10 protein-coding genes are annotated in these 16,218 nt (G+C 39.1%); 6 read left to right on the forward strand and 4 right to left on the reverse strand.

Going from position 1 to position 16,218, the window contains the following annotated elements; genetic code table 11:
• Nucleotides 1-317 precede the first annotated feature (317 nt).
• From xylA to QNI15_RS24030, 5 genes are all read left to right on the forward strand, one after another.
• Entirely contained in the window at nt 318-1,652 is a 1,335-nt protein-coding gene (gene xylA, locus QNI15_RS24010) for a xylose isomerase (protein ID WP_314004406.1), read from the forward strand.
• A gap of 159 nt (nt 1,653-1,811) precedes the next feature.
• Nucleotides 1,812-2,726 (forward strand): mechanosensitive ion channel family protein, encoded by a 915-nt coding sequence (locus QNI15_RS24015; protein ID WP_314034039.1) that lies wholly within the window; start codon nt 1,812-1,814, stop codon nt 2,724-2,726.
• Between the two features lie 168 nt (nt 2,727-2,894).
• Nucleotides 2,895-4,589, forward strand: a complete 1,695-nt coding sequence (locus QNI15_RS24020) for an AMP-binding protein (RefSeq protein ID WP_314034041.1) — start codon at nt 2,895-2,897, stop codon at nt 4,587-4,589.
• Between the two features lie 124 nt (nt 4,590-4,713).
• Nucleotides 4,714-5,115, forward strand: a complete 402-nt coding sequence (locus QNI15_RS24025) for a tellurite resistance TerB family protein (RefSeq protein WP_313984765.1) — start codon at nt 4,714-4,716, stop codon at nt 5,113-5,115.
• 28 nt (nt 5,116-5,143) lie between these two features.
• Nucleotides 5,144-6,664 (forward strand): 2OG-Fe(II) oxygenase, encoded by a 1,521-nt coding sequence (locus QNI15_RS24030; protein WP_314034043.1) that lies wholly within the window; start codon nt 5,144-5,146, stop codon nt 6,662-6,664.
• 54 nt (nt 6,665-6,718) lie between these two features.
• On the opposite strand, the gene QNI15_RS24035 is transcribed toward QNI15_RS24030, so the two are convergent.
• From QNI15_RS24035 to QNI15_RS24045, 3 genes are all read right to left on the reverse strand, one after another.
• Entirely contained in the window at nt 6,719-9,448 is a 2,730-nt protein-coding gene (locus QNI15_RS24035; RefSeq protein WP_314034045.1) for a DNA gyrase/topoisomerase IV subunit A, read from the reverse strand.
• A gap of 53 nt (nt 9,449-9,501) precedes the next feature.
• Complete coding sequence (pheA, locus tag QNI15_RS24040) at nt 9,502-10,596, reverse strand: prephenate dehydratase (protein ID WP_314034047.1); 1,095 nt, start codon at nt 10,594-10,596, stop codon at nt 9,502-9,504.
• Between the two features lie 71 nt (nt 10,597-10,667).
• A complete protein-coding gene (locus QNI15_RS24045) occupies nt 10,668-12,578 on the reverse strand; it encodes a DNA topoisomerase IV subunit B (RefSeq protein ID WP_314004399.1) in 1,911 nt (636 codons plus the stop codon).
• A gap of 433 nt (nt 12,579-13,011) precedes the next feature.
• On the opposite strand from QNI15_RS24045, the gene QNI15_RS24050 reads away from it, so the two are divergent.
• The gene (locus tag QNI15_RS24050) at nt 13,012-14,154 is read left to right on the forward strand and encodes a tetratricopeptide repeat protein (protein ID WP_314034049.1); all 1,143 of its coding nucleotides are present in this window, start codon (nt 13,012-13,014) and stop codon (nt 14,152-14,154) included.
• Between the two features lie 70 nt (nt 14,155-14,224).
• On the opposite strand, the gene QNI15_RS24055 is transcribed toward QNI15_RS24050, so the two are convergent.
• Nucleotides 14,225-16,075 carry a pseudouridine synthase gene (locus tag QNI15_RS24055; RefSeq protein ID WP_314034052.1) on the reverse strand — a complete coding sequence of 617 codons (1,851 nt, stop codon included), beginning with the start codon at nt 16,073-16,075 and terminating at the stop codon, nt 14,225-14,227.
• Nucleotides 16,076-16,218: the final 143 nt, after the last annotated feature.

Raw genomic sequence — 16,218 nt, forward strand, 5'->3', positions numbered from 1 at the left:
ATGGAGTATAAATTTATATCATGCAATCTTTATTTAGATTTTTTCCAAATAAGATTATTTAGTGAAAGGAGAGTTAATAATTTTTTGACAAGGGATGTTCGCTTCCTGATAGATAGAATAGAGACTTCTAAACGTTTTGTCTCCGTGTTTGACTTATAGGGCCAAAAGAATTATAAAAGCCTCTTCTATAGTATATTAAAAATTAATTGTTTATTTAACACTTAATAATTTGCATAACTGCCGAAAAGCTTGTAAACTAGCCGCAGATTTTGGATTCAGGATAGTTTATTTTTCACTTTACAAACGATCACAGTATTATGTCTATTAAAGTTACGCTCGGAGACAAAGAATACTTTCCGGGAATTTCCCAGATTAAGTTCGAAGGAAGAGACTCAGACAACCCACTAGCATTTAAATTTTATAATGAAAGTCAAGTGGTAGGTGGCAAAACGATGAAAGACCACCTGCGATTTGCAGTAGCATACTGGCATTCATTCTGTGGTACCGGTGGAGATCCTTTTGGACCTGGTACCAAAGACTTTCCATGGAATGCCAAAAGTGATCCTGTTGGTCGTGCAAAAGACAAAGCAGATGCAGCATTTGAGTTTATCACTAAACTGGGTGCTCCTTTCTATTGCTTTCATGATGTAGATGTTGTAGATGAAGTAACTTTTGCTCAATTAGAAAAAGACCTGGCAACAACAGTAGACTATCTGAAAGCAAAACAACAGGCTTCAGGTGTAGAATTGTTGTGGGGAACGGCAAATTTGTTCTCTCATCCACGATATATGAATGGTGCTTCTACCAATCCTGATTTTCAGGTATTGGTACATGCTGCTACTCAGGTAAAGAATGCTATTGATGCGACAATCGCATTGGGTGGCAAAGGATATGTATTTTGGGGTGGCCGTGAAGGCTATATGTCTCTGTTAAATACAAATATGAAACGTGAGACAGAACATTTGGGGCGCTTCCTGCAGACCTCTCGTGATTATGCTCGTAAAGCCGGATTTACAGGAACATTTTATATTGAGCCTAAGCCTTGTGAGCCTACCAAACATCAGTATGATTATGATGCAGCAACTGTAATAGGCTTCCTACGTCATTTCGGACTGGAAAATGATTTCAAACTAAATCTGGAAGTAAACCACGCAACATTAGCAGGACACACTTTCACACATGAATTACAAGTAGCTGCTGATGCGGGCATGCTGGGAAGTATTGATGCTAACCGTGGTGATTACCAGAATGGCTGGGATACTGATCAGTTCCCGAATGATCTGAATGAACTGGCTGAAACCATGCTGGTTATTCTGGAAGCAGGAGGTTTTGCTACGGGTGGTGTGAACTTCGATGCCAAAACACGTCGTAATTCAACAGACCTTGAAGATCTGTTTATTGCGCATATTGGCGGAATGGATATTTTTGCTCGTGCATTGTTGATTGCTCAGGATATACTTGAAAAATCTCCTTACCGGAAATGGCGTCAACAGCGTTATGCTTCTTTTGATAGTGGCGATGGCAAAGCATACGAAGAAGGCAAACTGACACTTGACGCATTGCGTGAGATTGCTTTTAAGCATGGTGAACCGGAGCTTCGTAGTGGAAAACAAGAACTATACGAAAATCTGATTAATCAGTACATCCGTTAATAGTGTTCTTTATTGATGTATATACAACCCTCTGTCAGATATCTTTGACAGAGGGTTTTGTTTTTAATCTATAGCTTGTAACTATTTTTCAGATGAAAAATTTTGTACTTCATCAAATAGAATCGTACAATTATAGAGACCTAATCTGATTGAATCACTATGGAAATACGGGAAGCAATTCGTCTGATACAAGAGAAAATAACTATCTGGTTAAAACATATTGTTGCACTATCTCCTAATCTGGTGGTAGCACTGATTGTTTTACTCTTGTTCATTTTTCTTTCACGCTATCTTGAAAAGCTAGCATCCCGATTGATTGGACGAACTACAGACAATTCTTCTTTAGTCGCCTTGTTAAGCCAGGTCTTTCGTATGGCCATTATTCTGACGGGTATGTTTGTTGCATTGAGCATTCTTGGATTAGACAAAGCTGTCACTTCTCTCTTGGCTGGCGCAGGCATTATTGGCCTCGCATTAGGTCTTGCCTTTCAGGATCTGACTACTAATTTTTTGTCCGGAACATTTATTACCATACGTCAGCCTATTCGGGTTGGAGATGTTGTAGAAACGAACGGTTATTTTGGAAAAGTCAAAGAGATTAATTTGCGTTCTACGATTATTGACAATTTTGCCGGACAGGAAATAGAAATTCCCAGCAAGGATATTCTTCAGAAGCCTATTGTTAATTTCAGTAAGAGCAATGAACGGCGACTGCAATTGAATGGCTGGATCTCCTATAAAGAAGATCTGCAAAAGGTGCAGGATCTTGCCTTACAGTTTATGACTGCTTTACCCTTTCTGCAGGAGGGTAAAAATGTTGAGTTTCATTATCAGAATTTTGGAGATAATGGCGTTACTTTTTTGATCTGGTTCTGGATAGACCAGTCCAAAGTGGGGCCGCCTATGGCTATGAGCGAAGCTGTTAAGGGAATTAAAAGGATTTTTGATGAACATGGCGTCAGTGTTCCACTGTCTGTACGGACAGTAGAATGGAAAAACGAATCTGTACTGAGTCTCCTGGAAAAAACAAATGCTTACAAGAATGACCTGAATAAATCTAATTCCAGTGCCTAAAAGCCAAAAGCTTATGAATCAATGATTTTTGTTTATTTGGAATAAAGATTCTCAGAATACGTATTCTGGAATAGTTAATTTGTCCTAGTTTCTTTTTGGATCATCCAATTTTCTTTTATCTTTGTTCTATTCACTAGATAAAATACAACAAAATCTTTTTAGGGTTCTATGGAAGCAAATGTTGAAATAGCAAAATATCCCTGGTTGAAAAACTATCCGATAGGCGTACCACATCAGATAAATCCTGACGCATATACCTCATTGGCCGAATTAATGGAGGAGGCCTTTCAGAAATATTCAGATCGTCCTGCCTTTACATGTATGGGCAAGCAGATTACATTTCATGAACTGGACACATTAACACAACAGTTTGCTGCCTACCTGCAAAGTATAGGCTTGCAAAAAGGAGATAGAGTGGCTATTCAAATGCCAAATTTGTTACAATATCCGATTGCCATGTATGGTGCTTTACGGGCAGGACTGATTGTTGTGAACACCAATCCTTTGTATACCCCAAGGGAGATGGAACATCAGTTCAAAGACTCAGGTGCAAAGGCTATTGTGATTGTGGCCAACTTTGTATACAATCTGGAGAAAATCATAAAAAACACAGCCATCAAACATGTGATTATTACCAACATTGGTGATATGCTTGGCTTCCCCAAAAAGCAAATCGTCAATTTTGTTGTAAAAAGCATAAAGAAGATGGTTCCCGCCTATCATTTACCAGAGGCTGTTTCATTTTCTGATGCATTGGCAAAAGGGAGTCAGAACACGTTTAAACGTGTAGAGATTAAGAATTCGGATCTCGCCTATATTCAGTATACAGGTGGGACAACAGGGATATCCAAAGGCGCTATGTTGACTCACCGCAATATGATAGCCAACCTTGAGCAAACCTACCATTGGATGGGTTCTGGAATGGACCTGAAAGCCTGCAATATTATTGTGACAGCTCTGCCACTTTATCATATCTATTCTCTTACTGTAAATGCCAATCTGGGACTTAAAACAGGTATGATGAATCTGTTGATTACCAATCCCAGGGATATGAAAGGATACCTCAAAGAGATCTCGAAATATCCATTTACAATGATTACAGGGGTAAATACTTTGTACAATGGTATGCTAAACCATGCAGACTTCAGCAAAGTTAATTTTAGTCACCTGAAAATTGCTTCTGCTGGAGGAATGGCTTTACAAAATGCCGTTCTGGATAAATGGAAGTCGGTGACAGGTACTGTAATTGCAGAAGGATATGGCTTATCTGAAACGTCACCTGTATTAAGTTCCAATTGTGTGAATGGCACCATTAAAGCAGGAACTATTGGATTGCCATTCCCAAGTACAGAAATGAAAACTGTCAAAGAGGATGGGACAGATGCTGTAATTGGAGAAAGAGGAGAGATATGGGCAAAAGGGCCACAGGTAATGCCAGGCTACTGGAATAGACCGGATGAAACAGAAAAGGTAATGGAAGATGGCTGGTTTAAGACAGGAGACATTGGTATTATGGATGAAGAAGGCTATTTTAAAATTGTAGACCGGAAGAAAGACATGATTCTGGTTTCTGGTTTTAATGTTTATCCAAATGAAATAGAGGACGTTGTAGCATCACACCCTAAAGTATTGGAGGTTGCAGCTATTGGAGTCCCTGATGCAAAAACAACAGAGTCTGTAAAGATTTTTGTAGTAAAAAAAGATCCAAGTCTGACGGTGGAAGAACTTCAGGCCTATTGTCGGGAAAACCTGACTGCATACAAATGTCCAAGACATGTAGAGTTTCGGACTGAATTGCCAAAATCCAATGTAGGCAAGATCATTCGTCGGATGTTGCGTGATACTGAAGTCGCTAAAAGTTAGTGTATAAAGCTGATTCTATAGAAGGGCCTGACACAAAATGTCAGGTTTTTTTGTAAGAAGGTATTATTTTTTCTTGATTGCATGATCAGTATAAATTTTCACTTTATTAACGTAAGTAAAAGTTATGGCAACGAAGCAAACCTGGAAAACGTTTTACCAACGCCTGGCCTATTTGTATTATGCTATTGCTAAAGCCGATGAAAAGATTGTTCCGGAAGAGATTGCCCGAGTGCGTGAAATTGTGAGAAAAGAATGGGTATCTTTGGAAACAACAGAAGACGAATTTGGCTCAGATGCTGCTTTTCAGATTGAAATTGCTTTTGACTGGCTGGTAGAACAAAAGCCCTCAGCAGAAAAAGCCCTCGAAAAGTTTGAGCATTTTGTAGAAGAGCATCCGGATTTTCTTACCCGTAAGTTAAAGCAGCGGATTTTAGATACCTCAACTTCCATTGCAGACTCCTTTCATGGTACAAACAAACTGGAAGAACGGCTTCTGGAACGGCTTGGAACCGCACTTGGTAAATAGGTATGCATTGTTTAAGTAAGGCTACTGTATGTCTGTATTAAACAAAATTGTGGAACTGCTGCCTGAACAATCCTATACATGTTTTGTTATCAGGCAGCTTTTTTCATGGGAAGAATGCCAGATCCTGCTTTCTGACCAGGTAAAGAATTCTTTTCAGAAAGCCAACACGCATTATCCAACATCCTATCGTAACAATGACCGTTTGGTAATGGACGATGCTGTACTAGCTAGTCAATTATTTGAGAAAGTAAGACCTTATTTGCCAGAAACTATTTTTGTTGACTCGGAAAATGCAGAGGCTGGTAGCTGGCAACTAAAAGAGCTAAATCATAGATTACGCTATTGCCGATATCAGCAGGGGCAGTACTTTAACCGTCATTTGGATGGGGTTCATTATCGTAGTGAGAATGTTCAATCTAAACTCACCTTCATGGTTTATCTCAATGATGCCAGTGAGTTTGAAGGTGGAAGAACTCTTTTTTATACATCTAAGGATACAGCTGAAGTCTGGGCTTCCTATATCCCTCAGCAAGGCGATCTGATTGTATTTGATCATAATCTTTGGCATGAAGGTGAAGCTTTGATTGCAGGAGAGAAGTTTGTACTCCGAAGTGACATTTTGTACGAACGGATTTCTGCAGTAGAGCTAACCTCTCTAGAATTGCCTTATAGTGAGGGGCATCTGGGATATATATGGAAACTATTGTGGTTCACGAATGGCCTTCTGATCAGTGGAGGGAGAGATACTTTTATTAAAGTCTGGGATGTAAATGGACATTGCACACAACGTTTGGCCGGACATGCAAATTCTGTATTGTGTTTGTCTCAGATAGATGAAAGATGTTTTGTCTCTGGTTCAAGAGATAGAAGTATTCGAGTGTGGAAGTTGCATGAAGATGGTAGGTTTGTACAGGACGCAATGTATTATTGGCACAATGCGCTGGTGCTTTCCCTTTGTATAATAGACCATCAGATAGTTGCCAGTAGTGGTGGGGATAATTTGATTCGAATAGGTACTATCTCAGGACAGATTCTGCAAACATTGACGGGACATACAGACTGGGTATGGAATCTTTTGTGGATAGAAAAAAACTGGTTAGCATCTTGTTCAGAAGACAAAACGACTAAAATCTGGGACTATCAGACAGCTACTTGTTTGGTTACTTTACAGGATAATGCACCTGTGCATTGTTTGGCATATAATAAAGCCACCTGCCAACTACTCAGCGGTAATTACACAGGAGAAATCCATATCTGGAGTCAGAATACTAACAACTCATTCGATTGGCATCTTACTTATACATTCCATGCTCATCAGGGAATTATTCGAACTATAGTATGGATAAATAATCGTTATCTGGCTAGTGGGGGAGAGGATAATAAAGTACTAATCTGGGATTTATCTGAAAGAAAGTCCGTTCTTACCTTTACCCATCAAAACTTTGTTCAGTCTCTGGTTTTGAATAACAGTGACGAACTGATAAGTGCTTCCTATGATGGTAAAATCCATGTATGGAAGTTACCTGAATGGATACAGAAAGAATCATAACTAAAAAAGCCCTTTACTTAATGCATAAAGGGCTTTTAGTATAAAATAATAGTATTAAAACATTCCTAGTTGACCATTTCCTGGGCCATCTTCATTTTTATCTGCGTCATCAGATTTAGGCTCTATTTTATCGGGATTAGTAATTTCCAGGCCAACATTCTTCTTTTCCACGTCGTATGAAGATTTGGAGGCAAGAAGTTTAATAGATACAACTTTCTGAGCGGTTAGTTTATTTCCGATCGCTCTCCATCCTTTAAGTTCACCGATTACATCCAGATCGTAGGTTACCGTTTCCTCTTTGTTTTTTTCTTTCTTGACAATTACCTCTACTTGTGGCTGGCGATCAAGTGTGACGACCATAAGTTTGGCTCCTTTATTATCTGTAATGAAAGAGAATTTCTTGTCAATGGTACTTGTTTCGATTTTGAAACGTTTGACGTAAAAGTCCTTCCCATCTGAGTGCACTGCCGTTATGATACGTTCCGGATCAAACTTACCAATGAATGAAAGATTGTCATACCGATTGACAAGTTCATAATTGGTTAGTTCATAAGTACCATCATTATAGATAGCCAGAATACGATCTTCTCCTTCAAACGAACCCAGATGTTTGCCTCTTCCGTCTGTGTTGAGGCGTCCAATCGTACTGTCATACCAAATATCCAGTCCTCCCAGTGTAGAAGTTCCTGCAATTTTTAGCTTAACTTCTTTAACAGGGTACTTTGTGAGTATATTGCCTTGAATATCACGGCCTTTTATTTCCAGGTCGGCAAAGTTATAATCAAAAACTTTAAGTCGGGCAGAAGAATTGGCCGTTAATTTAACGGAGACGATTTCTGCTTCTGCATTAGGGTTAGCTGTAAGATATACAATCTTTCCTCCACCTTTGGTCAGGTCATATTCCCGGTCGCGGGTAACAGCTATTACCTGAAAGCGCTTCACATAGGTAATACCAGATTGGCTATTGGTATAGGCCAGGTTATAAACCATTCGTTCGTCTCCTTTTTTGAAAACGGCAGCATGAAGAATATCTTTTCCTACAAACGCTTTGTCCTGGATCTTAGTTACCAGGCATTTGCCATCACGACGAAACACAATGATCTCATCAATGTCTGAACATTCACTTACTTCAACAGCATTTTCATCTTTCTTCAGGCCATATCCAATAAAACCATCCTTTGCATTCAGATAGAGTTTCTGGTTTGCTGCTGCAACTACTGTAGCCTTAATGGCTTCAAAACTCTTGATTTCTGTTTTACGTTCTTTTCCTTTCCCATATTTTTTCAACAACTCTTTAAAGTAGCTGATAGCATAACGTGTCAGATTGTTAAGATGATCTTCTACTTCTGCTAATTCTTCCTCCAGTCTCCGCATTAACTCATCTGCCTTAAATCCATCATATTTGGAGATTCGTTTAATGCGGATTTCAAGCAAACGCAGGATATCTTCTTCTGTAATTGCCCTGTAAAAATTCTTCTTATGTGGTTTTAATCCTTTATCTACGGTTGCTATGACAGCCTCGAAAGTTTCGCATTCTTCAATCTTACGATAGATACGATTTTCAATAAAGATCTTCTCCAGAGATGAGAATAAGATCTTTTCCTGTAATTCACTTTTACGGATTACCAATTCCTGGCGAAGCAGTTCCCGGGTATTCTCTGTAGAGATTCTGAGCAACTCGCCTGTACCCAGGAATACAGGTTTCTCATTAAAAATAACACAGGTATTAGGCGAAATGGATACCTCACAATCTGTAAAGGCATACAAGGCATCAATGGTAATATCAGGTGATGTACCTGGTTGTAACTGAACCTCAATTTCTACATCCTTTGCTGTGTTATCAGTTACTTTTTTGATCTTGATCTTTCCGGAATCGTTAGCCTTTACAATAGAGTCACAAAGCTGTGCAGTTGTAACACCAAACGGAACATCCTTAATCAACAATGTCTTTTTGTCTTTCTCTTCAATATGGCACCGAACCCGAACCTTTCCACCTCTCATGCCATCATTGTAGTTCGACACGTCAATCATACCACCTGTAATAAAATCAGGATATAGAGTAGGAGTATGTCCACGAAGTATTTCTATCGAGGCTTCAATCAGTTCACAGAAATTGTGTGGAAGAATTTTGGTAGCCAAACCCACTGCAATACCTTCTACACCCTGTGCCAGAAGCAATGGAAACTTTACTGGTAATGTAACAGGCTCTCTTTTTCGTCCATCATACGAAAGCTGCCATTCTGTAAGATCTGCATTAAATAAAACATCCAGACCAAATTTGCTCAGACGAGCTTCAATATAACGAGAGGCCGCTGCATTGTCTCCTGTACGAACATCACCCCAGTTACCCTGTGTATCAATAAGTAAATCTTTTTGACCCATATTTACGATAGCATCACTGATTGATGCATCTCCATGTGGGTGATACTGCATGGTTTGTCCAATAACGTTGGCTACCTTATTGTATCTTCCATCGTCCATTTCTTTCATGGCATGAAGAATACGACGTTGTACAGGTTTTAGACCATCTTCAATAGAGGGGACTGCCCGTTCAAGAATTACATAGGAGGCATAATCCAGAAACCAGTTCTGGTACATACCTTCAATAGCCTCACTGTCGTGTAACAGATCCTCTACGTTGGGTTTATCAGATTCAGCCTGTTCAGGTTCAGTAGTTTCCTGCTGCTCCGTTACTTCCTGGGAGTCAGTAGCTTCCTGTTGTTCAGTTCCTTGCTGTTCCGTGTCTTTCGGGTCGGTATCTTTGTGGTTATCGTTCGTATCCATTAGTGCTTTTTTTCTCTTTAAGATGTAACTGGTTGATATGTAAGTATTATCTATCAGCCCAGTTTAACATAACTCCCTACCCATTTTATATGCTGACGGTGTAGGGTATAAATATCATGAACAGACTGATCATCAATATGCCCATCAAAGTCAAGATAAAACCATGACTGAAACTTCCCTTTATTGCGAACCGGGCGACTATCAATTTTGGTGATATTTATATTTCGTTTATTAAATTCTTCCAGAAAATGAAATAAGCTACCTGGCTTATCACTATCCGGAAGATTTACTACAAACGTAGTTTTGTCGTTGCCACTTCGCTGATTGACAAAGTTCTTCCCAATGATAAAGAAGCGGGTGGCATTGCTTTGACTATCTTCAATGTTATTGAACAAGATAGGTATATTGTAAAGCTTGGCTGCTATATGGGAACAAATAGCAGCAGAGTTAGGCTCTTCACTGATCTTTCGTGCCGCTTTTGACGTGCTTTCAACCGGAATGTATTCTACGGATATTCCTTCAAAGTAATCCGTGAGGAACTTCTGACACTGCCGGAACGCAATATCCTTTGAATAAATACGACGAATATCTGTTAGCTTATCACATTTACTGGCGAAGGTAAAGTGAATAGGCATCAGAATCTCCGCTACAATTTTTACATCCTTCTCTGATAGCAAATCAATCGTTTCAATTACACTACCTTCCTGATTATTCTCAATTGGGACGATACCAAATCTTGCCCTTTCTGTTTCAACTGACTCAAATACAGAACGGATACTTCCCATTGCCATGTATTCACTGATCGCTCCAAACCGACTCTCAGCTGCCTGATGGGTAAAGCTTCCTTCCGGACCCAGATAGGCTATCCGTTCAGGAAGTTCAATATTCCGCGCAACGGCAAATATCTCCTGAAAGATAGCTTCAATGGCAGGACGTGTGAGTAAACCACTATTTAGTTGGGTGAGACGATCTACAATGGATTTTTCACGTTCCGGACGATAAATAATGGAATTATTGGCACGCTTTAGTTCTCCTACTTTTTTTACAACGTCCAGCCGTTGGTTAAGCAAATGAAGGATCTGTTCATCCAGACTGTCAATTGTATAACGTAGTTTGAGTAATTCGGTTTCTACAGAATCAGTTTGCAAGGGTACTTAAGTATTGAGTGAGCAAGATGATTAAATTCCTACATGCTAAGTTTGTTGAGACATCAGAAAAACTACGACACCAGCGTATCTTCCTCTTCCTTTATTTCTTCTGTTTCGGGTGCGTCTTCTGTGAAATCTTTTTCAATGCGAAGATTGTCAATAATAAATCGTTGACGATCTGGTGTGTTTTTGCCCATATAGTAACTCAAAAGCTTATGTATTGAGCTTTCCTTCTCAAGAATAACAGGGTCCAGACGAATATCTTCCCCAATAAATCTGGCAAACTCACTTGGCGAAATCTCTCCAAGACCTTTGAACCGTGTAATTTCAGGTTTATTGCCCAGTTTCCGAATAGCAGCCTGTTTTTCTTCTTCTGAATAACAATAAATGGTCTCTTTTTTATTCCGTACCCGGAATAGGGGAGTATCCAGAATGTAAATGTGTCCCTTCTTAACCAGATCCGGAAAGAATTGCAGAAAGAAAGTTAACAACAACAAACGAATATGCATTCCATCTACGTCTGCATCTGTGGCTATAACTACCTGATTATAACGCAATGAATCCAAGCTATCTTCAATATCCAGTGCGTGTTGAAGAAGGTTAAACTCCTCGTTTTCGTATACAACACGTTTGGTTAGACCATAACAGTTAAGAGGTTTTCCCCGCAAGCTGAATACTGCCTGATAGTCTACATTCCGTGCCTGAGTGATAGATCCACTGGCAGAGTCACCCTCTGTGATGAATAAAGTTGTATCAAAACGTTTATCATTCTTTTCATCAGAAAGATGGACACGACAGTCACGAAGCTTACGATTATGCAGATTGGCCTTTTTTGCCCGCTCATTAGCTATTTTACGTATACCTGCCAGTTCCTCACGTTCCTTCTTGGATTGCTGGATACGTTTTTCCAGAGCAGCTGTAGTTTCTTTGTTTCTGTGGAGGTAATCATTCAGATTCTTCTTAATGAAATCGTCCACGAACTTCTTCATGGTCATTCCATCCGGAGCAATATTTAGCGAACCCAGCTTAGTCTTTGTTTGAGATTCGAATACAGGTTCCTGAACACGAACAGAAATAGCTGCTACAACAGATGCCCGGATATCTGATAATTCAAAATTCTTCTTATTGGATTGAAAGAAATCGCGTATTGTAACTGCAAATGACTCTCTGAATGCCTGAAGATGAGTACCTCCCTGTGTGGTGTATTGACCATTGACAAATGAATAATATTCTTCACCATACGAACTTCCATGAGTCAATGCAAGTTCAATGTCTTCCCCTTTTAGATGAATAATTGGATAGCGTCTGCTTTCTTCATCAATTTTTCTGGACAGAAGATCATACAATCCTTTTGGTGAATGGTATTTCTGATTGTTAAAGATAACAGTTAAGCCTGCATTCAGGTAAGCATAGTTCCAGATCTGTTCTTCCAGAAACTGAGGAATAAAGTGGTAGTGTTTAAAAATGGTATCGTCTGGTTCAAAATATACCAGTGTTCCATTTTTTTCTTTGGTATCACTTTCAGGGGCATCTACTTTTAGAATACCTCGCTCAAACTCTGCTGAGCGGGTTTTTCCATCCCGGAATGCCTGTACTTTAAAATAGGTAGATAGGGCGTTCACTGCTTTTGTACCTACACCATTCAAACCAACTGATTTCTGAAAAACAGATGAATCATATTTACCACCTGTATTAATTTTGGAAACCACATCTACTACTTTACCCAGAGGTATCCCACGGCCATAATCACGCACAGTGACCCGCTTCTCTGTAACATCGATTTCGATTGTTTTTCCAAAACCCATTGTGTGCTCATCAATGGAATTATCTACTACTTCTTTAACCAGAACATAAATGCCATCATCAGGCGAAGCTCCATCTCCTAATTTGCCAATATACATCCCTGGACGCAAACGAATATGTTCGCGCCAGTCAAGTGATTTAATACTGTCTTCTGTATACGCCTGTGGTTGGGTTGCCATATAGGTTGCTTATTGTATAGTTAAGATTAATAGGCTGATTACTAGTATAAGCAGGTTCTTTTTTGGGGAATATGCCATTTGAGAGAATCTTGAACCTGCCTTCTATTTGCAAAATTAAATAAAAATTTCGTTTACCTCTATAAAACTTTTCCTCTTATTCTTTTTAGTGACGAACAAAAATATAAGTACTCTATTGAATTATACTGATTTATTGTCTGTTCTTTCTGTGTTAAATTGCTGTTTGTGAGTGCTTTGTGGTATGTGTTCGTGTGATTTGCCAAAGTGTTTTCAATAGATTTGAAGTGTTTTGTTTGTTTTGCAAACATTTTGTTTGTGAAATCCTGTTAATGTAAGGTTGTTTACACCCATTCTTTTTCCCAACTTTGTCAAGGAAAATATATTAATCATTACTAGTAGTGCTATTATCCAAAAAATGAAAGAAATGTCTACATCTGGGAAGATCGGAAGATGGCTTGGATATATTATCTTACTGAGTGCCTGTCGTCCGGCAGAGCAGAAAGAGCTGAAGATACCTCCATTGCCTAATGGAGAACAGGCTGTTATACAAACCAGTCTGGCTGCCTTGACAGATGCGATAGAAGATGAGCCTCGTAATGGCAGTTATTATTTCAGGCGAGCAGCTTTATATGAACAGGCACATCGGTATGGTGAGTCACTGCAGGATATTAACAAGGCTATTGAATACCGAAGCACCAATGAAGCCTATGGACGTTATTATGTATTGCGTGGACGTATTTATCTGTTGCAAAACAAGATAGACCAGGCTTATGCGGATGCAGTACAATCTGAAAAGCTTGGTGCCCAGTCAGCAGCAGCTTATTTACTTCGAGGTCAAATGTATGCCATCAAAGGAAAGTATACAAATGCAATGAATGCATTAAAAGAAGCAAAACAGATGACGCCTTTTGATCCTCAGGTATATTATTGGGAAGCTAATGCTTCTGCAGGATTAGGGGATACAGCACAGGCTATCTCACTATTTCATACAACTTTACAGACCCGCAAAGATTATATCCAGGCATATAATCGATTGACTGAGATCTATGCAAAACAAAGGGATTTCGTAACTGCCAAGCAATATGCGTATGCAGGATTAAAAATAGATTCAAACAATGTTCTGATCAATAACAATCTGGGATCAATTTATCGGCTATCCAAGCAAACAGATAGTGCTGTTTATTGTTTTCAACGCTCTTTGAAGCGTGATACCTCACAACATAATCTCAATTATGAATTGGGCAGAATATTCTTTGACAAGAAAAACTACTGGACTGCTACTCCTTATTTTGAGAAGCTAACTACACAATTTGCCAAATATCCGGATGTACCGGAATTGTTGGCTGTTTGCTATGATCTTACTGGTCAGGAGCGTGGTAAGATGGAGTCATTACAGGCTGTATTAGCTGTAGATAGTACAGATAAGAAAACGATCCTCTTGTATGAAGCACTCAATCGGAGGATTACTTATAAGCGCCGGCAGATGGTTATGGATTCACTGGCAACGAAAAAGCAACAGATTATTAATATTGCGCCTGTTGAAATACGGAGAAGGTAATAATATGTAATTTGTTCAAATTACTGCATAAAGAAAAAGCCATCTGTAAATCAGATGGCTTTTTCTTTAATCAAACAAAATATTTTAAACGAATTACTTCTTTCTCGGACAGATAGCGCCAGTGACCACGAGGAAGATCCTTTTTCGTCAATCCTGCATACGTCGTTCTATCCAGTTTTACAACTTTATAACCCAGATGTTCAAAAATACGACGAACAATACGGTTACGTCCCAGATGAAGTGCAATTCCTATAAATTTCCTGTCTGGAGAAACAATGGCTAAGTCATCTACTTTGGCTACACCATCTTCTAACTCAACACCATCAATGATTGCCTGATAATCTTCAGGTGTAATAGGACGGTCAATTTCTACCTCATATAGTTTCTGAATCTCATTGGATGGATGAGATAGTTTTTCAGCCAGTTCTCCATCATTGGTAAGTACCAGGAGGCCTGTAGTATTTCTATCGAGTCGTCCTACCGGATAAATGCGTTCCTGGCATGCATTACTAACCAGCTCCATTACCGTTTTGCGTTCTTCAGGATCTTCGGTTGTCGTAATATAGTCTTTGGGTTTGTTCAGGAGTACATATACCATTTTCTCACGGCTCAATGTACGATTGCCATATTTTACAACATCTCCTGGTTTTATTTTATAGCCAAGCTCGTTTACTACATTTCCATTAACTTTGATTTCTCCGGATTCAATCAACACATCAGCTTCACGACGTGAACAAATTCCAGCATTGGCGATATAGCGGTTTAACCGAATGTCAGCCTCATCAGGTATTGAATCCTGTTTGGTTTTGCTCTTGCTTTTTCCGCGTCCTTTATTTCTTTTATCGAATCCCTTTAAATCATATTCTGGAGGAGTTTGTTTTTTCCCTTCAAATGCATAGGCTCCTGTATCCTCTTGATCTTCTTTAGGTGCACGATATTTCTGTCCTGTAAATCGTTCATTCCGATTATCTGTTTTATTGGTCTTACGGAATGGCTTCTGTTCAGATTTATCAGAAAAATTATCTCTTTTTTGACGTTCAGACTTTATCTCTTCGGAAGAAATATCTTTATTGAAGGATTTACGTCTGTCTGAGCCCCCAAAAGCACCTGTTTTCTTAGATCCGTATGGTTTCTTATCTGTTTTATCAAATGTGTTTCTATCTCTTCTGTCATCAGATCTTTCATCTGAGCGATATACCTTTTTGAAGGGCTTATCTGATCTGTCAAATGATTTTCTCTCTCGGTCAAACGGTTTATCTGACTTGTCAAACGATCTTTTTTCCCGATTAAAAGGTTTGTCAGATTTGTCGAATGATTTTTTCTCACGATTGAAAGGTCTGTCAGAGTTGGATGGGCGATCAAACGACTTTTTCTCATCGCTAAATGGTTTGTCTGACTTAGTAAATGCTCTTTTTTCCCGATTGAAAGGCTTATCTGACTTGAAAGAGCGGTCAAATGACTTATCTGATCTATCAAAAGATTTCTTATCCCGGTTGAAAGGTTTGTCTGAACGGTCGAATGATTTTTTCTCGCGGTTAAAGGGCTTGTCTGAGTTGAAAGATCTTTCTGATTCTCCTTCGTTACGTTTGCGAAAATTGGATGGTTTTTTACCAAACTCTTTTTTCTCTTCTCCTCTACGAAATGAGCTTTTGCGATTGTCATCGCCTTCTTCACTTTTACGAAAAGATTTTTTGAAAGGCTTGTCGTTGCTAAAATTGCTTGAGGAACGACGGTCTTTAAAGGAAGAACCGCCTGTTGATTTACGTTTGTCTGAAAACTCGGTTCTTTTGCCAAAAGATTGTTGTCCTTCCTCATTTGAATTGCGGTTGGAAGTAGACTTTCTGTTGGAAAATGATTTAGAAGGGCGATTGTCATTCTTCTGGGATCTAAAAGACCCCGATGCATTCTCTTTTTTTCTCATGTGCATGCAGTATCACTACTGTATTAAACTAAATGAATGTACTTGATAGTATTCTATTGTATGGTGAGAAACAGAATAGCCTGTTTCTATTCGAAAATTTTCGCAAGTTACGACTTTTATTCTGATAAAATGTTTTTTCGTTT

The organism is Xanthocytophaga flava (genome assembly GCF_030068545.1).
Classification (GTDB): Bacteria; Bacteroidota; Bacteroidia; order Cytophagales; family 172606-1; genus Xanthocytophaga; species Xanthocytophaga flava.